23 protein-coding genes are annotated in these 25364 nt (G+C 34.4%); 21 read left to right on the top strand and 2 right to left on the bottom strand.

The window, feature by feature from the left end:
* Positions 1-677 precede the first annotated feature (677 nt).
* The 13 genes from HYQ40_01730 (at position 678) to HYQ40_01670 (ending at position 16317) form a co-directional block, all read left to right on the top strand.
* A complete protein-coding gene (locus HYQ40_01730; GenBank protein MBZ6526479.1) occupies positions 678-1862 on the top strand; it encodes an AI-2E family transporter in 1185 nt (394 codons plus the stop codon).
* A 116-nt stretch (positions 1863-1978) separates the two neighbouring features.
* Positions 1979-2572, top strand: a complete 594-nt coding sequence (locus tag HYQ40_01725) for a hypothetical protein (GenBank protein MBZ6526478.1) — start codon at positions 1979-1981, stop codon at positions 2570-2572.
* Between the two features lies 1 nt (position 2573).
* On the top strand, positions 2574-3590 hold the full coding sequence (floA, locus tag HYQ40_01720) for a flotillin-like protein FloA (GenBank protein ID MBZ6526477.1): 1017 nt from the start codon (positions 2574-2576) through the stop codon (positions 3588-3590).
* The gene (locus HYQ40_01715; GenBank protein ID MBZ6526476.1) at positions 3590-4279 is read left to right on the top strand and encodes a hypothetical protein; all 690 of its coding nucleotides are present in this window, start codon (positions 3590-3592) and stop codon (positions 4277-4279) included. Before floA ends, HYQ40_01715 begins: the two co-directional genes overlap by 1 nt.
* 330 nt (positions 4280-4609) lie before the next feature.
* A complete protein-coding gene (rpsB, locus tag HYQ40_01710) occupies positions 4610-5395 on the top strand; it encodes a 30S ribosomal protein S2 (protein ID MBZ6526475.1) in 786 nt (261 codons plus the stop codon).
* A gap of 115 nt (positions 5396-5510) precedes the next feature.
* Positions 5511-6395, top strand: a complete 885-nt coding sequence (locus tag HYQ40_01705; protein MBZ6526474.1) for an elongation factor Ts — start codon at positions 5511-5513, stop codon at positions 6393-6395.
* Positions 6396-6468: 73 nt separating this feature from the next.
* Complete coding sequence (locus HYQ40_01700; GenBank protein MBZ6526473.1) at positions 6469-7200, top strand: UMP kinase; 732 nt, start codon at positions 6469-6471, stop codon at positions 7198-7200.
* 306 nt (positions 7201-7506) lie between these two features.
* On the top strand, positions 7507-8067 hold the full coding sequence (gene frr / locus HYQ40_01695) for a ribosome recycling factor (protein MBZ6526472.1): 561 nt from the start codon (positions 7507-7509) through the stop codon (positions 8065-8067).
* 234 nt (positions 8068-8301) lie between these two features.
* The gene (locus HYQ40_01690; protein ID MBZ6526471.1) at positions 8302-9042 is read left to right on the top strand and encodes an isoprenyl transferase; all 741 of its coding nucleotides are present in this window, start codon (positions 8302-8304) and stop codon (positions 9040-9042) included.
* Between the two features lie 11 nt (positions 9043-9053).
* A complete protein-coding gene (locus tag HYQ40_01685; protein MBZ6526470.1) occupies positions 9054-9848 on the top strand; it encodes a phosphatidate cytidylyltransferase in 795 nt (264 codons plus the stop codon).
* 11 nt (positions 9849-9859) lie between these two features.
* Positions 9860-11125: an RIP metalloprotease RseP gene (gene rseP / locus HYQ40_01680; GenBank protein MBZ6526469.1), complete on the top strand. Its 1266-nt coding sequence runs from the start codon at positions 9860-9862 to the stop codon at positions 11123-11125.
* 67 nt (positions 11126-11192) lie between these two features.
* On the top strand, positions 11193-15494 hold the full coding sequence (locus HYQ40_01675; GenBank protein ID MBZ6526468.1) for a PolC-type DNA polymerase III: 4302 nt from the start codon (positions 11193-11195) through the stop codon (positions 15492-15494).
* 274 nt (positions 15495-15768) lie between these two features.
* On the top strand, positions 15769-16317 hold the full coding sequence (locus tag HYQ40_01670; protein MBZ6526467.1) for an NAD(P)H-dependent oxidoreductase: 549 nt from the start codon (positions 15769-15771) through the stop codon (positions 16315-16317).
* Between the two features lie 33 nt (positions 16318-16350).
* On the opposite strand, the gene HYQ40_01665 is transcribed toward HYQ40_01670, so the two are convergent.
* On the bottom strand, positions 16351-17250 hold the full coding sequence (locus HYQ40_01665; protein ID MBZ6526466.1) for a methionine-binding protein: 900 nt from the start codon (positions 17248-17250) through the stop codon (positions 16351-16353).
* Between the two features lie 298 nt (positions 17251-17548).
* Here HYQ40_01665 and HYQ40_01660 point away from each other — a divergent pair, with 298 nt between their 5' ends.
* The 7 genes from HYQ40_01660 (at position 17549) to rbfA (ending at position 23329) form a co-directional block, all read left to right on the top strand.
* Positions 17549-17989, top strand: coding sequence for a hypothetical protein (locus HYQ40_01660; protein MBZ6526465.1), 441 nt, complete (start codon positions 17549-17551; stop codon positions 17987-17989).
* 229 nt (positions 17990-18218) lie between these two features.
* On the top strand, positions 18219-18692 hold the full coding sequence (gene rimP, locus HYQ40_01655; GenBank protein ID MBZ6526464.1) for a ribosome maturation factor RimP: 474 nt from the start codon (positions 18219-18221) through the stop codon (positions 18690-18692).
* Between the two features lie 24 nt (positions 18693-18716).
* Positions 18717-20045 (top strand): transcription termination/antitermination protein NusA, encoded by a 1329-nt coding sequence (nusA, locus tag HYQ40_01650; GenBank protein ID MBZ6526463.1) that lies wholly within the window; start codon positions 18717-18719, stop codon positions 20043-20045.
* 32 nt (positions 20046-20077) lie between these two features.
* A complete protein-coding gene (locus HYQ40_01645; GenBank protein ID MBZ6526462.1) occupies positions 20078-20371 on the top strand; it encodes a YlxR family protein in 294 nt (97 codons plus the stop codon).
* Positions 20368-20691 (top strand): ribosomal L7Ae/L30e/S12e/Gadd45 family protein, encoded by a 324-nt coding sequence (locus tag HYQ40_01640; GenBank protein ID MBZ6526461.1) that lies wholly within the window; start codon positions 20368-20370, stop codon positions 20689-20691. The genes HYQ40_01645 and HYQ40_01640 overlap by 4 nt, the downstream gene beginning before the upstream one ends.
* A 20-nt stretch (positions 20692-20711) precedes the next feature.
* The gene (gene infB / locus HYQ40_01635; GenBank protein ID MBZ6526460.1) at positions 20712-22934 is read left to right on the top strand and encodes a translation initiation factor IF-2; all 2223 of its coding nucleotides are present in this window, start codon (positions 20712-20714) and stop codon (positions 22932-22934) included.
* Between the two features lie 23 nt (positions 22935-22957).
* Positions 22958-23329, top strand: a complete 372-nt coding sequence (gene rbfA, locus HYQ40_01630) for a 30S ribosome-binding factor RbfA (GenBank protein ID MBZ6526459.1) — start codon at positions 22958-22960, stop codon at positions 23327-23329.
* Between the two features lie 67 nt (positions 23330-23396).
* Here the strand turns inward: rbfA and HYQ40_01625 are convergent, their stop codons facing one another.
* A complete protein-coding gene (locus HYQ40_01625; protein ID MBZ6526458.1) occupies positions 23397-24158 on the bottom strand; it encodes a hypothetical protein in 762 nt (253 codons plus the stop codon).
* 280 nt (positions 24159-24438) lie between these two features.
* Here HYQ40_01625 and truB point away from each other — a divergent pair, with 280 nt between their 5' ends.
* A complete protein-coding gene (truB, locus tag HYQ40_01620) occupies positions 24439-25347 on the top strand; it encodes a tRNA pseudouridine(55) synthase TruB (GenBank protein MBZ6526457.1) in 909 nt (302 codons plus the stop codon).
* The last annotated feature ends 17 nt before the right edge of the window (positions 25348-25364 follow it).

Here is a 25364-nt window from a genome sequence, read left to right as displayed (position 1 = left end):
CGTAAGCTAGCATTAAGCATTGAGATGTTTTTTATACATTGGGAATATTAAGCGAATTGAGCACAAAATTTTAAAGATGAATTGATACAAGAATATGAAATAAGATGTAGAGACTTAAGGTTTGACTTATTGGCTGTAAACGCATTAATAAGACTATTATACATAGTTACTCAACAATTAAAAACACCTTCGATATTAGTGAACAAAGCAACCCATTCTTCTAGGGAATGATATATGAGAGTGACATTCTTACTATGTGTTGAGTTTGCCCGTTGTTTTAAACAATAAAATTATGGAATGGGTCGAATCATTGATTTTACATTTGGACAGTCTCTCACTCCAATCACTGATGAATTAGCCTATTTTGAAACTAAAGGGCTATATCAGCATTTACACTTTTAGTGTCAGACTAATTGACGCGAATAGGCGCTACAGTAAACGCAATAAACCCAGAGCATACGGATACAGGTTGTGGGACGTAGGGAATAAAAAAACTTAAAGCCCAAATTATTTGTCACGCTGAATTGTTCTTCCAGAAGATGCTGCACAATTAGTAGTATTTCATGTTGGTCATTTAGAAACAGATTATATTCTATAAAGCATTTGTAAAGACGACTATATTACTATTTTAGAAAAAGAATATGTGTTATATTACATGAAAATAGTTGAGGTGAAACATGAAAAAAATAAAAGAATTTGAATTTTATATTATTAAATACTTGTTGGTAGCAGGACTTATAATATTAGCTATTGTGAATTTTGATCGAATCAAAAATATTTTCAGTTTTTTAATAACAATTTCAATGCCAATTATTGTTGGTTTTATAATGGCTTACATATTGAATATACCAATGGTGAAATTAGAAAAGTTATATTTTCCACATAGTAACAATAATATGGTGAATAAGACGCGCAGACCCATAAGTATACTTGTGTCAATTATACTTATTTCGGTTGTTTTAACTTTTATTCTAAATTTAGTGATTCCACAATTAGTATCAGTCATTGGCCGATTTATTGAAATCATACCTGAACTTGCGACCCGCATTCAAAACTGGGTGATTGAAAATGAAGAAGCATTTCCGCCCCTAGCAGAATTAGTTGAAACATCGCAGATAGATTGGCAAAACATAGTGTCTAACTTGTTATCTATTATGAATCGATTTACAACAAATATTATTGAAACAACACTTTCTACAGTTGGATCAGTCTTTAGTATTGTCGTAAATTTATTTTTATCACTGATGATTTCACTCTACGTTTTAATGTCAAAAGAAACATTAGGAAAACAATTTAGATTATTATCTGAAACGTATTTATCGTCCAAAATTCATAGACGATTGATGTATGTATTGGATGTTACAGACTTTTCTTTCCGTCACTTTATTACTGGTGAAGTTTTAGAGGCATTAATATTAGGTTCCTTAGTAACAGTAGGAATGTGGATTTTTCAATTCCCATATGCATCTATGATTGGAGCTTTGACAGGTGTGACAGCATTAATACCTGTACTGGGTGCCTATATATCTGGAGCTATTGGATTTTTATTAATTTTAGTAGACTCACCCATACAAGCATTTGCTTTCATCCTTTTTATTATAATCGTGCAGCAATTAGAGGGCAATTTAATTTACCCTCGCGTGGTAGGTGGATCCATTGGATTACCTGGATTGTGGGTTCTCGTATCTATTACAATAGGTGGAGGATTATTAGGTATATGGGGTATGCTGCTAGCAGTACCGTTAGCTTCGACCCTGTATAAATTACTGAAAAATGATGTGAAATATAGAAGGAAAAGTATGTCTGCTAAAAATGAATATGTTGAATCAGTGGCAAAAATGACCCATCTAGAAAATGACTAATATTAAAGTGCAAAAATAGTGATTTAATAACCATACAATTTTTTACTATAAATAATTATATTCCTCTTCGGTAAATCTTATTTTCATGATATAATGAATATGAGAGGAGAATGGATATGATAGTAGCATTATTGATAGGGATGCTATTACTCTGTTTATGTCTATTTTATAGCCCTAAGTGGTTATTTTTAGGTCTAGCAGTAATAGCTTATGGTTTTTACTTTGAAATGCCTGGTCAAAATTTATTAATCTTTATTATTTTTTTACTTGGTATCTTAATGTTAATAGTAGAGTTTTATGTGCCAGATTTCGGTATTATTGGTCTGTTTGGTTTTATAGCAATAGGCATATCACTCTATATGCATTTGAATGATCTAGGAGATGTTGTATTAACACTTCTTGCAATGATCCTAGTAAGTGCGATTGGAATACTCGTACCTTTACGATTAGGCAAAGAATTGGCTATCGGAAATGGATTTGTACTTGGTACTTCATCTGAAAAAGAAAAAGGGTATTCAAGTAGCAAAGATTTTTCGCATTTAAAGGGTAAAAGAGGAGTCACAGTCACAGCGCTTAGACCAGTTGGTCGATGTGAAATTGACAATGAGTATTATGAGGTTGTTAGTTCCGAAGATATGATTCAAAGTGGAACTAATATATATGTTTCAAAAGTTGAGGGCGCAAAAATATATGTAAGAAAGGAAATGTAGTATGAATAATTTTTCAAGTAATAATTTTGAAGTAAGCACAATTATTTCAATTGGTGTTATCATTGTTATCGTATTAATTTTAATATCATTGTTTTTCCGTTTCGTTCCTGTAGGTCTCTGGGTTACAGCATATTTCTCTGGAGTTAAGATATCGATTGGTAATTTAGTTGGAATGCGATTGCGTCGAGTTCAACCATCTGAAATTGTTCGACCACTAATCAAAGCGACTAAAGCAGGTTTAATTTTAGACTCGAACCAATTAGAAGCCCATCATTTAGCTGGAGGAGATGTTAACTTAGTTGTTGATGCTTTAATTGCTGCGCAAAGAGCTAATATTGATTTAGAATTTGAACAAGCTGCAGCAATTGATTTAGCAGGACGTAATGTGTTTGAAGCCGTTCAAGTGTCTGTTAATCCCAAAGTTATCGAAACACCATTAATATCAGCTGTTGCGATGAACGGTATTGAAGTTCGAGCAAAAGCGAAAGTAACCGTTCGTGCAAATATTGAACGACTTGTTGGTGGAGCTGGTGAAGAAACAATTATCGCTCGTATCGGTGAAGGAATCGTAACGACTGTTGGTAGTTCAGTAAGTCATTCAAAAGTCCTTGAGAATCCAGATTCTATCTCACAAACAATTCTTCGTAAAGGGTTAGACTCAGGTACGGCCTTTGAAATTCTATCCATTGATATTGCAGATGTGGATGTTGGCCGTAACATTGGTGCGAAACTTCAAGCCGATCAAGCAATAGCGGATAAAAATGTTGCCCAAGCTAAAGCCGAAGAACGTAGAGCGTTTGCGGTGGCAGAAGAGCAAGAGATGGTTGCTGAAGTACAACGTATGCGAGCGCGTGTTGTTGAAGCAGAAGCTGCAGTACCGTTAGCAATGGCAGAAGCTTTCAAAAAAGGAAATCTTGGTGTCATGGATTATTACAATATGAAAAATATTGAATCTGACACATCAATGCGTGAATCTATAGCTAAAGGAACGAACTCACCTGAAGAAGGTAGAGAATAATGGATTTTTTAGTTGGAGTTTGGGTTATTTACTTAGTGGGGTCGTTTCTATTCTCGATGTTTTCACCTAAGAAGAAAGATAATATATCTAAAAGTCCTCGGGACGGCTATGTGGAAGACATAGAATCTGTCGAAAAACCAATTGATATAGCTAAAAACCGAACGACAATTAATACAACACCAAAACGTGAGGCAGATATTCAAACTCGAAATAAACATGTCCAAGAGTTACGACAACGTCACAGAAACTCTGGAAAACAAAGCAATTTGGCAAAAGACATGTCTTTAAATCAGTTGAATAATAGCTTAAAGAAAGCTAAGAAAACTTTAACTAGTAATAACACATCAAAAGTAAAAAATTACGTGGAGGAAGATAATCAAATCGTAGATTATACAACGATTGCTGATTACGATGATTCCCAAAGTCATTATGATTTAGAAGAAAAAAATGTAGAAAATTACTTGGATGAGCTAGATGATTGGTACGCGGATAGTAAAATTACGGATGTTTCTTGGATGGAATTAGATGAGACAAATATTCTTGAAGATGAACACTCACAAAAAGCATCAAGATCTATTAATCGTACTGTAAATCATATTTATCGCTCATTGAATGACGAAGCTAAGCTAAGAGAGATGATGATTTTTAACGAAGTTATCAACAAACCAAAAAGTCTCAGAAATAAGTAAATATTTAACTAAACTAGGATTTTGATAAATTCCAACATAGACAATGGAATTATATTCAACGTCCTAGTTTTTTATTTGGGTACAAGCAAAGGAATCTTACTTAACTAACGATAGAAACAAATTATTTCTGAATAATATTAAGATATTACTAGTTTTTTTATGAAAAACACTAATCAAGCTTGCATAATGGTTAATATTATAGTAGTATAGTCCGTGGTGTAAAACCAAAAACGCACGAATAATGATAATTTAACGGGTGCTCTCTCAATGGGAGACGTTTTGTTAGTAGAGTTATTCGGAGGAAAACAAAACCAAAGGAGAATGATAATTATGGCAGTTATTTCAATGAAACAATTGTTAGAAGCAGGTGTACATTTCGGACACCAAACACGTCGCTGGAACCCAAAAATGAAACAATATATCTTTACGGAACGTAATGGTATTTATATTATTGACTTACAAAAAACGGTTAAGTTAGTTGATAAAGCATATAACTTTATGCGTGATGAAGCAGCTAATGGAGCGGTTGTATTATTTGTAGGTACTAAAAAACAAGCACAAGGTGCTATTGATGAACAAGCAAAACGTGCTGGTCAATACTACATTAACCACCGTTGGTTAGGTGGATTGTTAACTAACTGGGAAACTATCCAACAAAGTATCCGTCGTCTTAAAGCCATTGAAAAAATGGAAGAAGATGGAACGTTTGATGTATTACCTAAAAAAGAAGTTTTACAATTGCGTAAAGAATTAGATCGTTTAGAGCAAAACCTTGGTGGAATTAAAGATATGCCTCGTATTCCAGATGTAATCTTTATTGTAGACCCACGCAAAGAGCACATTGCTATTCAAGAAGCTAAAAAATTAAATATTCCATTAGTTGGAATGGTTGATACTAACTGTGACCCTGATGAAATTGATCATGTTATTCCATCAAATGACGATGCTATTCGTGCGATTAAATTAATCACATCTGCAATGGCTGACGCAATTCTTGAAGGAAATCAAGGACATAGTGAAGATGATTCAGAAGAAAAATCTGATAAAGAATTCTTCGACAATTTATTTGATTCTGAAGAAGAAGCTGCTGCAGCAGAATCTACAGAAGCTAAGTAGTTAGAATATTCACAGCTGTCTTAATCCAGGACGTAACACAGGCCTAAAAACCTTGCCCTGTGCTAAGGCAGCTTTTTATTATGAATTTTAAAATATCAAGGAGGATTTGAATTTTATGGCTAAAATTAGTGCACAACAAGTTAAAGAACTACGCGAAATGACTGGTGTAGGTATGATGGACGCTAAAAAAGCGTTAGTTGAAGTTGATGGAGATATGGAAAAAGCAGTGGACTTTTTAAGAGAAAAAGGTCTATCGAAAGCTGCTAAAAAAGCAAACCGTATTGCGGCTGAAGGATTAGCTGCAACAAGTGTTAACGGAAATACTGCTGCAATTATCGAAGTTAACTCTGAAACAGACTTTGTTTCTAAAAACGAACAATTTGTAAACATTGTTAATACAATTGCTACTGCAGTTGCTACTAACAAACCAGCATCAATGGACGAAGCAAATGCTATCGAAATTGATGGTAAAACAATTGCAGATATCGTATTAGAAGCTACTAATAAAATCGGTGAGAAAATTTCATTCCGTCGTTTTTCTTTATTAGAAAAAACTGATAATGATTCTTTCGGTGAGTACATTCATGGTGGTGGACAAATCGCTGTTGTTACATTAATCGAAGGATTAAATGATGAAGCAGTTGCTAAAGACGTTGCAATGCACGTAGCGGCTATTCAACCTAAATATGTAAATCGTGATGAAGTACCATCTGAAGAGTTAGATCACGAGAAAAAAGTTCAAACTGAGATTGCATTAAACGAAGGTAAACCGGCAAATATCGTTGAAAAAATGATTGATGGTCGTATGAACAAATACTTAGCTGAAGTTAGCTTAAACGAGCAACCATTTGTTAAAGATAACGATACAACAGTTGGTAAATTCGTAGGTGAAAAAGGTGGAGTTATTAAACAATTCATCCGTTTCACTGTTGGTGAAGGTATTGAAAAACGCCAAGACAACTTCGCTGAAGAAGTTGCTGCTCAAATGAAAAAAGATTAATTTGATAACCTTAGCCCCAGAAATCTGGGGCTATTTTTAAAGGTATGATTATGATTAAGAAAGGCAGAATAATATGACTAAAGAAACAACAAAATATAAACGTGTAATACTAAAGCTAAGTGGTGAGGCTATCGCAGGAAATCAAGGCTTTGGAATAAATCCAGATACGATCAAAGAAATGGTTGAAGAACTCAAAGACATTCATGGCTTAGGTGTTGAGATTGCAATCGTTGTTGGTGGAGGGAATATCTGGCGCGGAACAATTGGGGAAGAAATGGGAATGGAACGCGCTCAAGCAGACTATATGGGAATGTTAGCAACTGTTATGAACGCATTAGCATTACAAGATGTGTTAGAAAACAGTGGAGTACCAACCCGCGTACAAACATCTGTTGAAATGCGTCAAATTGCTGAACCATATATTCGTCGTCGTGCAATTCGTCATCTTGAAAAAGGACGTGTTGTCATCTTTGCTGGTGGTACAGGTAACCCTTACTTTACAACTGATACTACAGCTGCATTAAGAGCTGCCGAAATAAATGCTGACGTTATTCTTATGGCTAAAAATAATGTTGATGGTGTTTACGATTCAGATCCTAAGGAAAATAAAGCTGCAGTTAAGTTTGATAACTTAACTCACCTTGATGTTATTTCAAAAGGATTAAAAGTAATGGATTCAACAGCGAGTTCGTTAAGTATGGATAATGACATACCTTTAGTTGTATTTAATTTAAACGAATCAGGTAATATTCGTCGAGTTATTCTTGGTGAAAATATTGGTACAACTGTAGAAGCAAAACAATAAAAAATTAGTAACATATAAAACGCAAGTAATATTTATAAAAGTGATTTACAGCGAAGTATTGAACTTTAAAATAAATATTGCTTGCGTTTTTGCGATTTATTATAAATATGATGGATTAATATGTTTACTAAACAGTATAATACTATTATCACTTGAGTATAACCTATTATGTGTCCACTAGTATTCAGAAATGATTTATATTAAATAACCAATTACCTATCATAATGTGTGATTCAATACTCTTTAATTACAAATTATGATATAATAGAAAAAATGAAATAATAGAGTATTATTAGGAGGATTTTTATGACACCGAGTGAAGTTTTATCAACAACAAAAGAGAGAATGAACAAATCCGTTGAATCTTATCAACGTGAAATTGCTTCTATTCGTGCTGGACGTGCTAACGCAAGTATCTTGGATCGTGTAAATGTAAATTATTATGGTGTTCCAACACCATTAAATCAACTTGCAGGTATTTCTAGTCCTGAGGCAAGAATGTTGGTTGTATCTCCATACGATAAAACAAGTTTAACAGATATTGAAAAAGCTATTTTACAAAGTGATATCGGTATTACACCATCAAACGATGGAGATGTAATTCGACTGGTAATTCCAGCACTTACTAAAGAAAGACGTGCTGAATTAGTTAAAGTAGTAGGTAAAGAGCAAGAAAATGCTAAAATTTCTGTGCGTAATATTCGTCGTGATGTCATTGATTCAGTTAAAAAGTTAGAAAAAGCGAATGAATTAACTGAAGATGATGTTAAAGATTACGAGGTTGACATTCAAAAGTTAACGGATGCAGCAACAAAGCAAATTGAAGAATTAACTAAATCAAAAGAAGAAGAAATTTTTAACGATTAATTAAATAGTCGTCCTAATGAAATAGTGTGATTTTGTATCAAATTGAAAAATACTTCTATCAGAATTGTTAAAATAACATTTCTCGATAGAAGTATTTTTTTTATTCATAGATGAAATGTTCTTATTTCAAGTAACTTCTTAAGTAGATAAATTGCTGCTTTTTGTCAAAAATATTCGTAATTTGTCAATCTTTTGGTATAATACTAAAGATGATCATTTAAAAGGGAGTATTATATGAATAATGAATTTGAAACGGTTCCTAATCACATTGCAATAATAATGGATGGGAATGGGCGTTGGGCAAAAAAACGTTTTTTACCACGTGTAGCAGGACATCGAAAAGGTGTTCAATCAATAAAGAAAATTACAGTTAGAGCAAGCGAACTAGGTGTAAAATTAATTACAGTGTATGCTTTTTCAACAGAAAACTGGGGTAGACCCCAGGAAGAAGTGAATTTTCTAATGAAACTTCCTAAAGAATTTTTTAATGAGTTCTTGCCTCAATTGATTGAAAATAATATAAGAATCGAAGTTATTGGTCATACAGAAAAACTTCCTAAAGCAACACAGGAAATATTGAATTCGGCAATTGATAAAACAAGTCACTGTACAGGCATGGTGCTAAATTTTGCACTTAATTATGGCTCTCGTCAAGAGATAACTGATGCAGTAAAAGATATTATAACCGATATAAAAAATAATAAAATCGAAGAAAAAGAAGTGACTGAATCTTTAATTAATAAATACTTAATGACAGGGCGCTACAATGAATTTAGTGATCCTGATTTAATTATAAGAACAAGTGGAGAAGAACGTTTAAGTAATTTTCTATTGTGGCAAGCAGCCTATAGTGAGTTTTACTTCACGGATATTTTATGGCCTGATTTTGACGAACGCGAATTAGATAAAGCTATCATTGCCTATAACGGAAGACAACGACGTTTTGGGGAACTTAAAGATAATCAGTCGTCTTAGGAGGAAATATTTTGATTGTAAGAATTAGAAGTGCTGTAATAGCACTCGCACTTTATATTCCATTTATACTATTAGGTGGCGGCTTTTTTGCATTTGCGATGTGGGTAATTGGCGTTATTGGATTATTTGAATTTGCTGAGATGCAAAAGCTAAAAATATTTAACCATATCGGTTTGTTTTCTGTAATAGGTTTAACCTCTTTATTGGTACCTCAAATATACATGCCAGAATTATTAAGTCAGGTGAATACAGAGTACTTATTCTATATATGTTGTTTAATTTTACTCGTATTTACTGTGTTTAATCATCGCAAATTTAACTTTGTCAATGCTGCAATTATAGTATTTGCGTGTATATATATAGGTTATGGATTTAGATTTTTAATATTAATTAGAAATATGGGACTTGAAACCATCATTTACTTACTTGTTGTTGTCTGGGCGACAGATTCAGGCGCATACTTCGTTGGTAAACAATTGGGTAAAAGGCCCTTAGCGCCAGATATTAGTCCAAATAAAACGATCGAAGGAATGATTGGCGGGGTATTAACTGCAGTTGTTGTCGGGAGTGTATATGTTATGCTTTTCCAACCACACTTAGGACCAGTTAATCAAGTTTGGATCTTAACGATTGTTATTTCACTGTTTGGCCAATTCGGTGACTTAGTTGAATCTGCGTTTAAAAGGCATTTTGATGTCAAAGATTCTGGAAAGTTTTTACCAGGGCATGGTGGGATGTTAGATCGCTTTGATAGTTTAATATTCGCAAGTTTTATAATGATGATTTGGATAAATTTATTTAGATAGGATGGTTACTATTGACGACTTTACTTGTATTTTTAGTCATATTTTCGATAATTGTAGTTATACATGAGTTTGGACACTATTATTTCGCAAAGCGTTCAGGTATTTTAGTACGTGAATTTGCATTGGGAATGGGCCCAAAGTTATTTGCTAAACAAGGAAAAGATGGGACAACGTATACAGTCAGAATGTTGCCACTTGGTGGTTATGTTCGTCTAGCTGGGTTGTATGAAGAAGATGAGATTCAAGCTGGAATGGAAGTTGGACTTGAAATTAATGATAATGATCAAGTATCTTTAATTAATTTATCTGATAACTTCTCAGTAGACGAGATGCCTATTAGAGTTGATAATGTTGATTTAATCGATGAGATGATTATTGAAGGTGTTCCAGTTGGACAAACAGATATTGTTCGTTATTCTGTAGCTAAGAAAGCAAACATTATTGAAGCAGATGGAACAAAACTTCCTGTGGCGCCTCGTGAGATGCGTTATGAAAGTGCGAGTGTATGGGATAAGATGATGACAAACTTTGCTGGGCCTATGAATAACTTTATCTTGTCGATTATTGCCTTTACGCTTGTAGCTTTTATGAGTGGTATACCTAATACAGATAGTGTTATTGGGGAAGTGGTTGATGGATCCGTTGCACAAGAGGCAGGTTTAGTTGATGGAGATAGAGTGACCGAAGTTGATGGGCAATCTGTCAGTGAGTGGTCCGAATTAGTCTTATTAATTCAAGAAAAACCAAATGAAGCTTTAGCAGTCAGCGTGGAACGTGATAATGAAACGTTTGATACAACCGTTGATGTACAAGCTGTGACTGATGAACAATCAGGTGAAGAAATCGGACAAATTGGTATTATTGCAGATAGAGAATTTTCTTTTGCAAGTAGTATCACATATGGATTTACTGCTACTTGGGGAGTCATTACTGGTGTACTAGGTGTAATAGGCAGCATGATTACAAGTGGCTTTAATATCAATAACTTCGGTGGCCCAGTAGCGATGGCACAGATGACTGATCAAGTTGTTAGTTTAGGATTGCCTGTAATAATTAATTTTCTAGCAATGCTTTCTGCTAATTTAGGTGTTTTCAACTTATTACCTATACCAGCACTTGATGGAGGTAAGATAGTATTGAATGCTATTGAAGCAGTTCGAGGTAAGCCTTTAAGTGAGTCAAAAGAAGGAATCATTACAGTTATCGGCGTTTTAATCATGGTAGTATTAATGATTGCTGTAACTTGGAATGATATTAACAGAGCGTTTTTCCAATAAGTTTTTATTTAAGGATGTGGCATCATTTATGATGGTTGCATCCTTAATTTTATCGAAAGGAGTCATTATGGCAGACAAAAGAGAGTTATTCGAATTATTACTAGACCATATTCAGCTGAAGGATGAAGAAATAATCACAGAATTTCAAAAAACTGAAATAAAAACAGTGAACATTTTAGCGCAAACAAATCAATGGCACTTCACATTTGTTTCAGAGCATCGAATACATCCAAATGCATATCAGATATTTCAACATCATATAAAAAAAGCGTTTGAACACATCGGAACAGTTGAGACTTGGTGGTTGTTTGAAGATGATTCGTTAGAAACTAACAATATACTTGAATATTGGTATGCAATTATGTCGGTTATAGCACAAGAAAAACCATTTATTCGTTCAGTTTTATCTCAGGCAAAATACGAGATAGTTGGACAAGCATTAAGAATTGGTTTGGCAAGTGATATACAAATTAATACATTAAAAGAAAAGTATGAAAAAATATTATTAGAGAAATTAGAGCAAGTTCAAATAACTGAATTAGACTTAGAATATTACGTAGATGAGGATCTTCTGCAAGAAGAAATTAATGCGGTTAGAGACCGTCAAAGTAATGAAGATGAAAAAAGCTTATTAGAAGCTCTAGAGATACAAGAGAAAAGACAAAAACAAGAGCGAACTGTCGTTCAGTCAACGTCAGATGATATTGGTAAAGATATTCCCAATACCCCAGCATTACCATTGATAGAATTAGAAGATAATCAATTTAAGCAAGTAATTGAAGGTTTCGTATTCTCTCATGAGGTAAAAGATTTACGTAGTGGAAGTCAGCTATTAATTATGAATATTACTGATTACACTAGCTCTGTAACAGTTAAATTAATGTCAGGCCGTCGAATTACTAAAGAAGCATTAAACCAATTTAGTAAAGGTGAATGGATTCGTCTAGAAGGGGATATGATACCAGATAATTTCACATCTGAACTATATTTCAGACCTAGAAGTATCCGAAAAGTAACGATGCCAGGTCGCGAGGATAAAGCACCTACTGATGCAAAAAGAGTGGAGTTACATGCTCACACTAATATGAGTCAACTTGATGCAACGAATTCTGCTACTGATATAGTAACTCAGGCAGCCAAATGGGGACACAAGGCTGTAGCAATTACGGACCATGCCGCTGCGCAAGCCTTTCCTGATGCTTTTTGGGCTGGTAAGAAACATGGTATTAAAGTAATTTACGGTATTGAAGCCTATGTTGTTAATGACGGAGAACCTATAGCATTTAACTTAAGAGATCAGTTATTAGATGAAGCAACTTATGTTGTTTTTGATGTGGAGACTACGGGGCTATCATCAGTCTACGATGATATTATTGAGTTAGCAGGAGTAAAGATGAGAGAAGGAGAAATCATTGATACTTTTGAAGCATTTATTAATCCTGGTAAAGGACTTTCTGCTTTTACTACTGAGTTAACTGGTATTACAGATGACATGTTAAAAGATGCCCCGACAGCTAAGCCAGTTTTAGAGCAATTTCAGCAATTTTGTGGTGATTCAATTCTAGTTGCGCATAATGCAACATTTGATATCGGTTTTATTAATAAAGGGTATGAACGAGTGGGCTTACCCCAAACAGAATTACCAGTTATTGATACACTCGAATTATCACGTTTAGTCAATCCAGAGTATAAATCTCATCGACTAAATACTTTAGCAAAGAGATATAACATTGGTTTAGAGCAACACCATAGAGCTGTGTATGACTCGGAAACGACTGGATATTTATTAATGAAGTTGTTAGAACAAGCCAAAGATCAATTTGATATAGTGAATCACAATCAGTTAAATGATCAAATAGGTCAAGGGGATAGTTATAAACAATCAAGACCATTCCATGCTACCTTACTTGTAAAAAATCAAGATGGACTTAAAGCTTTATTCAAGTTGATAACAAAAGCCAACACCGAATATTACTACCGAGTACCTCGTATCCCAAGATCAGTTTTAGCTCAATATCGTGATGATTTGCTTATTGGAACAGCGTGTTCTACTGGTGAAGTATTTACAGCTATGATGCAAAAAGGGTATGAAGAAGCAAGTGAACTCGTGGATTTTTATGATTACATTGAAGTTCAACCACCATCAGTTTATGAACCGCTAATAAAAGATGATTTAATTAGGAATGAAGATGATCTGAAGCATATTATTAGGGAGATGCTTCGTTTAGGTGATGAAAAAAATAAAACAGTTGTTGCGACTGGTAATGTTCATTACCTAGATGAAAAAGATGCAATTTACCGTGAAGTACTGAAAAAATCAATGAAAATTAATGCAAATAGAACGCTACATATGCCAAAAGTACACTTTAGAACAACAGATGAGATGTTGCAGGAGTTTTCTTTTCTTGGAGCAGAAAAAGCACAAGAAATAGTAGTTACTAATACACAAAAAATTGCTGATTCAATTGATGAGGTTCTGGTTATTAAAGATGAACTGTATCCGCCAGTTATTGAAGGGTCTGAAGATGAGATAACTAATATGAGTTACGACAAGGCTCACGAAATGTATGGGAAACCTTTACCAGATATAGTAGATAAACGAATAAAAAAGGAACTTAATAGTATTATTTCCAATGGGTTCGCAGTTATTTACTTAATTTCACAAAAATTAGTTCTTAAGAGTAATGAAGAAGGTTACTTGGTAGGTTCACGTGGTTCGGTTGGGTCGAGTTTAGTCGCAACTTTAACTGGGATTACTGAGGTAAATCCATTAGCTGCACACTATTATTGTACTGAATGCCATTACAGTGAGTTTTTCACTAATGGAGAATATAAATCTGGCTATGATCTTCCTACTAAACCATGTCCAGACTGTGGGGCTAATTTACACAAAGATGGACAAGATATTCCCTTTGAAACTTTCTTAGGATTCTATGGAGATAAAGTTCCCGATATTGATTTGAACTTTTCTGGTGACTATCAAGCAAAAGCTCATGCTTATACAAAGGAATTATTTGGTGAAGATTATGTCTTCCGTGCAGGTACGATTGGTACTGTAGCTAATAAGACCGCTCATGGTTATATTAGAGGGTATTTGGAGTCTACTGGAGAACACTTACCTCAGGCTGAAAGGGAAAGGTTAGCGTATGGTATTGAAGGAGCAAGAAGAACAACGGGGCAACATCCGGGTGGTATCATTGTCATACCTGATTTTATGGATGTTTATGACTTTACCCCTGTTCAATATCCTGCAGATGATGTTAATGCCGAATGGAAAACAACTCACTTTGATTTCCATTCAATTGATGCTAACGTATTAAAACTTGATATTCTTGGGCATGATGATCCAACGATGATTCGTATGTTACAAGATTTAAGTGGTATTGATCCAATGGACATACCTCCGGTGGATGAGAAAGTAATGCAAATATTCAGTGGAACTGAAGTATTAGGTGTGACTCCACAACAAATTAATTCTGATACAGGAACTCTTGGAGTACCAGAGTTTGGTACAGGATTTGTTCGTGGAATGGTTTCAGAGACTAAACCAAAAACATTTGCAGAGCTACTGCAAATATCTGGTTTATCACATGGTACTGACGTTTGGTTGGGTAACGCTCAGGAATTAATCAAAAATAACGTGGTTGAATTATCAGACGTAATTGGTTGTCGTGATGATATTATGACGACTTTAATTCAATACGGTTTAGAAGACGGAACTGCATTCCAAATTATGGAGCACGTTCGTAAAGGTAAAGGTATACCGGATGAATGGCAAGAAGATATGCGTAAGAATAATGTTCCAGAGTGGTACATAGAGTCTTGTCTAAAAATCAAGTATATGTTCCCTAAAGCCCATGCGGCTGCTTATGTACTTATGGCACTACGGGTTGCTTATTTTAAAGTCTACCACCCAATGTATTATTATGCTGCTTACTACTCTATCCGTGCGAAGGATTTTGACTTAGTCGCTATGTACCAAGGTAAAGAAATGGTTAAACGCCGTATTAGAGAAATAAACGATAAAGGCTTTGGAGCAACTAATAAAGAGAAAGAACTCGTGACAGAGCTAGAAATTGCGAATGAAATGCTAGAACGAGGATACAGATTCCAGATGATAAATTTAGAAAAATCAGACTCGAAGCATTTTATTATTGAAGGAGATTCATTAATTCCGCCTTTTAGAGCAGTTCCAGGTTTAGGAAATAACGTTGCAGAGCAAATAGTTAAAGCACGTAATGAAGCGCCGTTCTTATCTAAAGAAGATTTGCAAAAACGTGGTAAAGTATCCAAAACTGTTTTGGCTTATTTAGACGATAACGGTGTGTTAGAAGGTATGCCTGATGAAGATCAACTGAGTTTATTTTAAATATAAATAAATAAACCTTACTTTAACTAATCTCCATGGATTACGTTAGGTGAGGTTTTTTTGAAATCTAAAAGATAATTAGTATTAATTGTGAATTATTTGAAATTTAAACTATTATTTAATGTTTAAATTGTCACAAATGGCAATGGTTTGCAGTAAATATTACAATTTTACAATATCACGATCTATTGTGAACGTAACGTTTGCAAAAACATTTGAATGAGTATAAGATGAAGAAGTAGACAAATAAAACTTTAAAGGAGATGTTATTTTTATGACAAAAATTGGTGTAGTAGTAGGTAGCTTACGTAAAGAATCATTTGCTCGTAAGTGGGCTGTAGCTTTAGCAGAATTATTTCCATCTGGTGTAGAAGTTGAATTCTTAGAGATTGGGAATTTGCCTTTATATAATGAAGAATATGATGAGAATAGCCCGAGCGAATATACAGAATTTCGTAATTCTGTTGCAAAACAAGATGCGATTATTTTTGCAACACCAGAATATAACCGTTCGACTTCAGGTGTATTAAAAAATGCCATTGATGTAGCATCTCGTCCGTGGGGACAAAGTGTATGGGCTGGAAAACCAGCATTAATCTTAGGACATTCTATTTCGAATATTAGTGGAGCAAATGCAGTCCAATCATTACGACCAATTTTAGCATTCTTAGATATGCCAGTATTAGCTCAACCAGAAGTGTTTTTAGCTAATTCTCAAAATTTCTTTGACGAAGCAGGTAAATTAAATAATGAAGAAACACGTGGATTCTTACAAGTAGTTGCCGATGCATTCATCGCACATATTGAAAAGAATACTAAATAAATATAATTAAAAAACGGCCAATTGGCCGTTTTTTTAATTGGAACTTGTTTCGTTCTCTGTATTTTCTTCTTCTAAACTGGCTTCATATTCCTCTAATAAAATCCAAGCAGGTAAGTGACCACCATTAGATATTTCGTTAATATAATCAGCTACGTCTTGTGATTGATATAAATCCACAATGTGCTGGTATAATGGATTATCTTGATCTTCTGCACGGACAGTTATCGTATTTAATCTATTATAGTTAAAAGTTTCAGGGTTGTGACCATAAGAAAAGATTGCATCATTTGGTTCGAAGTCAGTGCTTTCTAGGTATACCTGATGAATCACACCCATATCAATGTCAGGCATTGTCGCAGGAATTTGAGCTGCTTCTAATTCAACAATTTCAAAGTTGCTTGGGTTTTCAACGATATTGTTAATAGTCGGTAAGCTGTCCAAATTATCGTCAATCTTTATTATTCCAGCCAAGTCTAATACTTGTAAAGCATAAGAGCTACTTGCTAAATCATTAGGTATTGCGATTGTTGCACCTTCAGGTAAATCATCAATTGAGCTATGTTGTTCTGAAAAGAAACGCAAAGGTGTAGCGAAAGATGTTCCTATAGATGTTAATTGCGTGTTGTTAGAATCATTCCATTCTTTAAGAAAATCAGAATGTTGATAAGCATTCATGTCCAGTGAGCCATCCACTAGAGAAATATTTGGCGTATTATAGTCTGTAAATAAGATAATTTCTAATTCGATTCCTTCTTCGGCAGCTTTATCAGCAACAAACTCCCATATATCAGCAAGCTCATCACCGACCGTCCCAATTTTAACTTTCTCGCCGGCGAATTTATCTGTATCTTCCTCACTTTGAGCTACCTGTAATGACGAAAGCAAAAATAATAAAGACGTACTAAATAGTAACAGTTTTATAAACTTCTTCATAATACCAATTCCTTTCTTGATTTACTAAATTGAATTATAGCATAGAAAATAATATAAAAAATGTAAATGCTTTTAAATTTTATTGCTACAGTTTTTCAAGCATAATGATACACTTCAATAATAGTTTTTAATTCACAAACTTAACGGAAATATTCACGATTAATTCTAAAAGACGATATTAATAGTATTTACTGATTATATTATCATGTGAAGTTTTTATCAAATAACTAGCGTTTTAAAATTGTGTCTGTTATAATTGGACTATAAGAAAAATATATAACACAAGGGGAGATATATTATGAGTAGAAGGGTTAAAGCATTTAATTTCCATTTCCATAATGGAGGCCAGTGGGAAGTTCCAGTTGAATTTGTTGGAGATATTTGGATAAAACGTGTATCAACAAGTTTAGGTAGAATAAATGATGGTGAAATTGTAGAAATTCACCCATCAGAAGCTTTTCGTATTGAAATACTACCTGAAGCTGATACGTTTCAATCAACAGATATTAATCAAGGTGGTTTAGAAGCAGGTATGTTTGAAACTGTTATCAAAAATCATGATATTGAGCGTCTTACTGTAGAATGGGATAATTCTGATAGTGATGAAGTATATTTCCCATTTGAGACTACAGAAGTAAGTGGAACATCAAATAAATTTATGTCAGGAAAAGTCCATGGGAATAAATTATATATTGTCATTGATATAAACAATACCGTGGAGGATATTTTTAAAGTTTAGTTAAACTATACACATACTCTTAAATATTCCTTTGATAAGTTCGCACAAACTTATCAAAGGATTTTTTGTTGTGAAAGAAGAATCCTTTAAAGTAGCTGTTACTTGTACATTATAAGTATTTGTGGTATATTGGTTAAGGAATTTAGAAGAGACGGGGAGGAGTGAGCGGTGACGCTTGCTCCTTTCATATTTATAACTAAGATTTAAATTAAAAGGATGAGGTGAAATATTGAGTAAAGTTATTGAGTCCGTAGTTCCAGTAATTGAGCCAATTGTAGAATCAGAAAATTGTTATTTGGTTGACATAGAGTATGTAAAAGAAGGGCCAAACTGGTACTTAAGAGTCTATGCCGATAAAGAAGAGGGAATAGATATTGAGGATTGTGCAACAATTAGTGAAAAACTAAGTGAGGCACTCGATCAAATTAACCCAGATCCATTTCCGAAAGCTTACTTTTTAGAAGTGTCGTCTCCAGGTGCAGAACGACCATTAAAATCTGATAAAGATATATTAAACGCTGTTGGCGAATATATTCACTTGGATTATTACGTTCCACAATTCGGGGAGAAATTTCATGAAGGTACGTTGTTAGAAGTTACTGATGAAATTTATCAAATAGAAGTAACAATTAAAACTAGAAAAAAAGAACTTGCTATTAAACGTGACGCTGTTTCAAATGTCCGTTTAGCTATTAAATTCTAAAAAATTAATGAGGTGATACAGAAGATGAGTAAAGATTTAGTGCAAGCTATGCAAATTCTAGAAGAAGAAAAAGGTATTTCAAGTCAAATTATCAAAGAGGCTTTAGAATCAGCATTAGTATTAGCTTATAAAAAAAGATATGACAATGCGCAAAACGTTGAAGTTGAATTTAATGAAGAAACAGGATTAATAAAAGTTTTTTCAGTAAAAGAAGTAGTCGAAACTAAGTATGATCCAACGTTCGAGATATCATTGGAAGAAGCGTTAGAAATTAATCGTGCCTACGAAATAGGCGATAAAATTAAATTCGAAGTAACGCCAAATGATTTTGGACGTATTGCGACTCAAACTGCAAAACACGTTGTTATGCAGCGCATCCGTGAAGCAGAACGTGACATTATTTATAATGAATTCATTCAATATGAAGATGAGATTCTAACAGGGACTGTTGAACGTTATGACAAAGGGATTGTTTATATAAATTTAGATAAAGTGGAAGCAGTTATGCCTATCCGTGAACAAATTGTTGGAGAGCATTTAGAAATCGACCAACGAGTTAAAGTTTATGTATCTAAGATTGAGAAAACACCCCGAGGACCACAAGTAGTGGTAAGTCGTGCACATCCTGATTTCTTGCGCAGATTATTTGAACAAGAAGTTCCAGAGATTTACGATGGTATAGTAGAAATTGTTTCTATTTCTCGTGAAGCTGGAGATCGTTCTAAAGTAGCTGTTAGATCACGTGACGAAAATATTGACCCAGTAGGGACATGTGTCGGTCAAAAAGGTCAACGTGTTCAGACAATTGTTAATGAATTGAACGGCGAAAACATGGATATTATCGAACATAGTGAAGATGCTGCGACATTCATTCGCAATGCAATGAGTCCTGCCGAAGTAATTAACGTTATCTTCGAAGAAGAAGGAAATTCATGTATCGTAGTCGTTCCTGATTACCAATTATCATTAGCAATTGGTAAAAAAGGACAAAATGCTCGTTTAGCTGCTCGATTAACATCACACAAAATTGATATAAAATCTGAGTCGGCATATGAAGAGTATTTAAATGAAAAGAATGCTGAAATCGAAGAAGATTTTTTAGTTAACAATGAAGAAGAATTAACTGAAGAGTATGATGCTTTTGATGAAGCGGAGATTATTTCAGATGTTGCAGAACTTGAAGATATTGAAGAGCAAGAAAGCGTAGTTGATCAAATCGAAGAGCAAGATATAGATGAGAACAATTACAATGCTGAAGCAGTTGAAGATGCAATATCAGAAATCGAGCATGATCATGAACAAAATTATGAAGAGTTGCTAGAAGAGCATGATGAAGCGCAAGATGAGTTATAATAAGAGAGAATATTCATTAAAGGAGCGATATAATGGCAACTAAACAACGCAAACAACCAATGCGGAAATGCATTGTATCTCAAGAAATGTATCCTAAAAAAGAATTAGTACGTGTTGTTAAATCCAAAGAAAACGAAGTTTTCCTTGATCCAACGGGTCGACAAAATGGGCGAGGAGCTTATATAGCACTTGAGCCAGAGTTGGCACTTAAAGCTAAAAAAGAAAGAACGTTTGATCGTGCATTTGGAATGAAGATTAATGATGAATTCTATGATGAATTATATAGCTACATCGACCATCAGAAAGCTCGAAAAGAACTACTATGAAAAATGATTTGAAAAAGTTGAATATGTTAGGTCTGGCTACGCGCGCTCGAGCAATTATATCGGGTGATGAACTAGTAGAGAAAGCGATGAAAAATCATCGAATCCATCTTGTTCTTTGCGCTAACGATGCCAGCGAAAAAACAATTGAGAGATATCGCTCATTGAGCGAACGTGAAGGTATTCCCCTTAACACTGAATTTACTAAGTATGAATTAAGCCACGCAATTGGAAAAAGCCGAACAATTATCGGAATTGAAAACCAAGGTATGGCAAAGAAATTTTTATCTTACGACGTGGAGAGTGAGGAATCATATGACTAATTAATTAGGAAGGTGATTACATGACTAAACGCGTATATGAATATGCAAAAGAACATGATCTGACAAGTAAGGCATTGCTAACTATGGCCGAAACTAACGGACTAGAATTTGGTAGCCACATGTCTTCAATTACAGATGATCAAGAAAAACAATTGAATAAAATTATTAGTAATAAAAACACTAAGAAGATAGAGAATAAAGAAAAAGCTTCTCAACAAGCTAGTAACAAAGAAACGAAAACTTCTAGTAATGAAACGAATGCTATTAAACAAACTTCAGACAAAAAACAAACAAAACAAAATCAAAACAAAAAAGAGGAATCCAAAACGAATACTAAACAGAGTAATACCCCAAATAAAAATGCTGGTAGCAACAACACATCTAATCAAGCAGGTCGTCGTAACCGCCGAAATAGACGCGGTAAAGGTAACAAGAATTTCAAAAATACTGAGTCTAAAGGTATAACACAACGTAAACATAAAGATTTACCTGAGAAACTTGTATATACTGATGGAACAAATATTCAAGAAATTGCTAAAATGTTACACCGCGACACATCAGAAATCATTAAAAAATTAATGATGAATGGTGTTATGGCTAACCAAAATCAAGCACTTTCAAAAGAAGTTATTGAGTTAATTGCAATTGAATATGGTGTGGAGCCAGAAGAAAAAGTTGTTGTAGATGTTTCTGATTTAGATGTGTACTTTGAAGAAGAGCAAGATGCATCGAAACTTTCAATTCGTCCTGCAGTCGTAACAATTATGGGACACGTTGACCATGGTAAAACAACATTACTTGATCAACTTCGTCATTCTCGAGTAACTGAAGATGAAGCAGGTGGAATTACTCAACATATTGGTGCTTACCAAGTTGAAACTGAAGATGATAATATTATTACATTCCTAGATACACCTGGGCATGAGGCGTTTACTACGATGCGTGCACGTGGAGCGGATGTAACGGATATTGCGATTATCGTTGTCGCTGCAGATGATGGGGTAATGCCACAAACTGTTGAAGCAATTAACCATGCTAAAGTCGCAGAGGTTCCGATTATTATTGCTGTAAACAAAATTGATAAGCCAACTGCTAATCCTGATCGTGTCAAACAAGAGTTATCTGAACATGGAATTATCTCTGAGGATTGGGGTGGAGAGAACATCTTCGTTGAAATCTCTGCGAAATTCAATCAAAATATTGAAGAATTATTAGAGATGATTGTTTTAGTGGCAGAAGTTCAAGAATTGAAAGCTAACCCAAGTCGTTTAGCGATTGGTTCGGTTATTGAAGCTCGTCTTGATAAGAGTCAAGGACCAACAGCGACATTATTAGTACAAGATGGTACGTTAAATGTTGGGGATCCAATTGTAGTAGGTAACACATATGGACGTGTCAGAACTATGGTTAACGACATTGGTCGACGTATCCGTACTGCTGGACCTGCAACACCTGTTGAGATTACTGGATTACAAAATGCACCTCAAGCTGGTGATTTGTTCGTTGTATTCGAAGATGAGAAAACTGCTCGTCAAGCCGGTGAACAACGTGCTCAAGAAGCACAAGATGTTCAACGTAGTTTAACGAAGAAAATTACATTAGATAACTTGTTTGATTCATTACAAGAAGGTGAATTAAAATCAGTTAATGTGATTATTAAAGCGGACGTACAAGGGTCTGCTGAAGCATTATCTGCAAGCTTACAAAAGATAGAGGTTGAAGGTGTACGTGTGAATGTAGTACATCAAGCAGTTGGTGCAATCAATGAGAGTGATATCTCATTAGCTGCAGCATCGGGTGCTATTGTTCTTGGGTTTAACGTTCGACCAACACCACAGGCGCGTCTGCAAGCTGATTCTGAAGTTGTGGATATTAGACAATACCGAGTTATATATGATGCAATTGACGAAATTGAAACAGCGATGAAAGGAATGCTGGATCCTGAATATGAAGAAGAGGTTCAAGGTCAAGCTCTTGTTCGTGAGACATTTACAGTATCTAAATTAGGTACGATTGCTGGATCATTTGTTACAGATGGTTATATTGCTCGTGATAGTCAAGTTCGTTTACTTCGTGATAACATTGTTATTTACGAAGGTGAATTAGCAAGCTTGAAACGATTTAAAGATGATGCAAAACAGGTGGATAAAGGCTATGAGTGTGGTATCATGATCGAAAATTATAACGATGTTAGAATGGACGATGTTATCGAAGCGTTCCATATGGTTGAAATAAAAAGATAAACCTTTTTAAGGAGGGTGTTACAATGGCAAAATATCGTGTTGGTAGAGTAAGACAAGAAATTTTACGTGAAGTAAATAATATTTTGTTGCTCGAAATTAAAGACCCGCGAATTGACGGTGTAACAATTACTGACGTTAATCTTACTGGAGATTTACAACACGCGACAATTTATTACAGCACTTTGTCAAATAAGGCTGGAGAGAGACAAAAAACTCAACGAGGCCTTGATGCAATTACAGGTAAAGTCCGTAGTGATTTAGGTAAGAAATTAACACTTTATAAAACACCAGAAATAAAATTTGAACGAGATCGTTCAATTGATTACGGAAGTCATATTGATTCGTTATTAAACCAAATTAAAGGTGACAGTAACGAAGAAAGCGACGAAGAGTAAAAAGAAACACCATTCAAGTCACAAATAGTGATTTGGATGGTGTTTTTTTATGCTTAAGATGTTCCTTTTACCAAGTTGTATTAATTAAATGGACAATCTCTTGCAGTTGTTCATCGTGTGAGATTGTGGCATCCCCGTCCCCGCGCTGTGCACCGTAAAAGCCAAAACCGGCATGATTTCCACCTTGGATTGTATAATATACAGTTTCATCAGGGAGTAGTTGCTTAGCATTTAAATATTTTTCAGCATTAATGATATCATCTTCACTTGCTGTAATACTTAAGACTGGATTATTAAAGTTCGTTAAATCCGTATTATCTGCCGGATAGCTCGCAAGTAATATTAAACCTGAAAGATCTGGTGAATCAGAATTTTTATTGTCTAATAATTCTTTAGCTATATAACTCGCTTGGACTCCGCCTAGTGAGTGGCCCATAAGTATAATAGAGTCTTCTTCAGTAAGGTCATCGATTATTTCATCATCAGGGGCTAATAAAGGAAAATTAAATAATGTTTTTATAACATACACGGGAAATCCATTTTTGGCTAGCTCACTTGCTAACGGGGAGTAGGCTTCCTCTTCAATTAATGCACCATTGTAAAAGATAATTGTAGGCATAGAATTTGTTTTATTTGGTACTGGTGAAAAGTAGATAGAGTTTTTATTATCATGAACTTGATAATCCTTGGTAGAATGAATAAGTGATCTTGCAGAATCAAGACTTTCATAACTAAATAATTTAAATAGACCAAAAAATATAATAATGAGCAATAAGACCGATAATAATATGTATTTTAGAATGGATGATAGCCGTTGTTTTCTTTTCATGAAGAACTCCTCTTTAGTAGTATGACTCGATTAAGGACAAACTTTGTGTAAATGTCATTAAAGTATACCAAGTCCGGCCTTGAACCTAGAATTACTATTACATTAGACGTCCTTTTTATCTGAGAATTAGTATATCACATGCGGTGTGAAAAAAATAAAATTAATAAATAATAAGAGTAGTTGTTTGGTTAATTATGTATCTGATAATATAGAATAGCAGAGACTTGTGAAGTTTGTTATAATCAAGTGTCGAAAAGTATAAATTAAGGAGCTAATTATGATAAATGGTATTTTAGCTGTTTGGAAACCAAAAGGCATGACAAGTCATGATGTTGTTTTTAAATTGCGAAAAATTTTAAAGATGAAAAAAATTGGGCACACTGGTACGCTAGATCCTGAAGTAGAAGGTGTGCTTGTAGTCTGTTTAGGCAAGGCCACTAGATTAGTTGAGTTATTGATGGATTCACCTAAAGTTTATTATGGCGAAATTACACTTGGTACGTCAACAGAAACTGAAGATGCGCATGGTGCGGTTGTTGAACAAAAGCCAGTCCTTCAACCAGTTTCTATTAAAGATATCGATGCAGCAATGTCTTCAATGGAAGGTATTATTGAACAAATTCCACCAATGTATTCAGCAGTTAAGGTTAACGGTATGAAATTGTATGAATATGCTAGGCAAGGCTTAGAGGTTGAACGACCAATCAGAACAGCTGTCATTAATTCATTTGAGCGAGATGGTGAGCCCGATTATGATCATGAAAAAGGCGCTCAATCGTGGAAATTTAATGTGCATTGCGGAAAAGGGACTTATGTTAGAACATTAGCAGTGGATTTGGGTAAGAAATTGAATTATCCTGCTCATATGTCTGAGTTAACAAGGCTACAGACTAGTGGATTTAATTCTTCTCAAAGCTATTCTCTTGAGGAGATTCAAGGAATGATGGATAATAATGAAATCGAAGAAAAAGTAGCATCGATAGAATCGTCCCTAGCACACTTACCAAAAATTGAATTAGACCGTGAACAATTTGCAAAAGTAAAAAATGGGCAAGTATTATTAAAGGCAGACTTCAATCTAGATTTTAAAAATCCAGTAGCGTTTTATTATGAAGATAAAATTATCGCTCTATATCTGCAGCATGCTGAAAAAGAATTATTTATAAAACCTTACAAAATGTTTGTATAAACGAAAGGAGATTCTAA

It is taken from the genome of Aerococcaceae bacterium DSM 111021, from assembly GCA_020112395.1.
Taxonomy (GTDB): Bacteria; Bacillota; Bacilli; order Lactobacillales; family Aerococcaceae; genus Ruoffia.
This window is presented reverse-complemented; position numbering and strand designations above follow the sequence as displayed.

Bases quoted from the DNA above. Each gene is read 5' to 3' on its own strand.
- HYQ40_01715 (MBZ6526476.1), top strand. From the start codon at position 3,590: ATGGATTTTTTAGTTGGAGTTTGGGTTATTTACTTAGTGGGGTCGTTT.
- HYQ40_01690 (MBZ6526471.1), top strand. From the start codon at position 8,302: ATGAATAATGAATTTGAAACGGTTCCTAATCACATTGCAATAATAATG.
- floA (MBZ6526477.1), top strand. From the start codon at position 2,574: ATGAATAATTTTTCAAGTAATAATTTTGAAGTAAGCACAATTATTTCA.
- rpsB (MBZ6526475.1), top strand. From the start codon at position 4,610: ATGGCAGTTATTTCAATGAAACAATTGTTAGAAGCAGGTGTACATTTC.
- HYQ40_01660 (MBZ6526465.1), top strand. From the start codon at position 17,549: ATGAGTAGAAGGGTTAAAGCATTTAATTTCCATTTCCATAATGGAGGC.
- HYQ40_01670 (MBZ6526467.1), top strand. From the start codon at position 15,769: ATGACAAAAATTGGTGTAGTAGTAGGTAGCTTACGTAAAGAATCATTT.
- HYQ40_01640 (MBZ6526461.1), top strand. From the start codon at position 20,368: ATGAAAAATGATTTGAAAAAGTTGAATATGTTAGGTCTGGCTACGCGC.
- infB (MBZ6526460.1), top strand. From the start codon at position 20,712: ATGACTAAACGCGTATATGAATATGCAAAAGAACATGATCTGACAAGT.
- frr (MBZ6526472.1), top strand. From the start codon at position 7,507: ATGACACCGAGTGAAGTTTTATCAACAACAAAAGAGAGAATGAACAAA.
- HYQ40_01645 (MBZ6526462.1), top strand. From the start codon at position 20,078: ATGGCAACTAAACAACGCAAACAACCAATGCGGAAATGCATTGTATCT.
- HYQ40_01705 (MBZ6526474.1), top strand. From the start codon at position 5,511: ATGGCTAAAATTAGTGCACAACAAGTTAAAGAACTACGCGAAATGACT.
- HYQ40_01675 (MBZ6526468.1), top strand. From the start codon at position 11,193: ATGGCAGACAAAAGAGAGTTATTCGAATTATTACTAGACCATATTCAG.
- rbfA (MBZ6526459.1), top strand. From the start codon at position 22,958: ATGGCAAAATATCGTGTTGGTAGAGTAAGACAAGAAATTTTACGTGAA.
- HYQ40_01625 (MBZ6526458.1), bottom strand. From the start codon at position 24,158: ATGAAAAGAAAACAACGGCTATCATCCATTCTAAAATACATATTATTA.
- HYQ40_01700 (MBZ6526473.1), top strand. From the start codon at position 6,469: ATGACTAAAGAAACAACAAAATATAAACGTGTAATACTAAAGCTAAGT.
- HYQ40_01665 (MBZ6526466.1), bottom strand. From the start codon at position 17,250: ATGAAGAAGTTTATAAAACTGTTACTATTTAGTACGTCTTTATTATTT.
- HYQ40_01730 (MBZ6526479.1), top strand. From the start codon at position 678: ATGAAAAAAATAAAAGAATTTGAATTTTATATTATTAAATACTTGTTG.
- HYQ40_01725 (MBZ6526478.1), top strand. From the start codon at position 1,979: ATGATAGTAGCATTATTGATAGGGATGCTATTACTCTGTTTATGTCTA.
- nusA (MBZ6526463.1), top strand. From the start codon at position 18,717: ATGAGTAAAGATTTAGTGCAAGCTATGCAAATTCTAGAAGAAGAAAAA.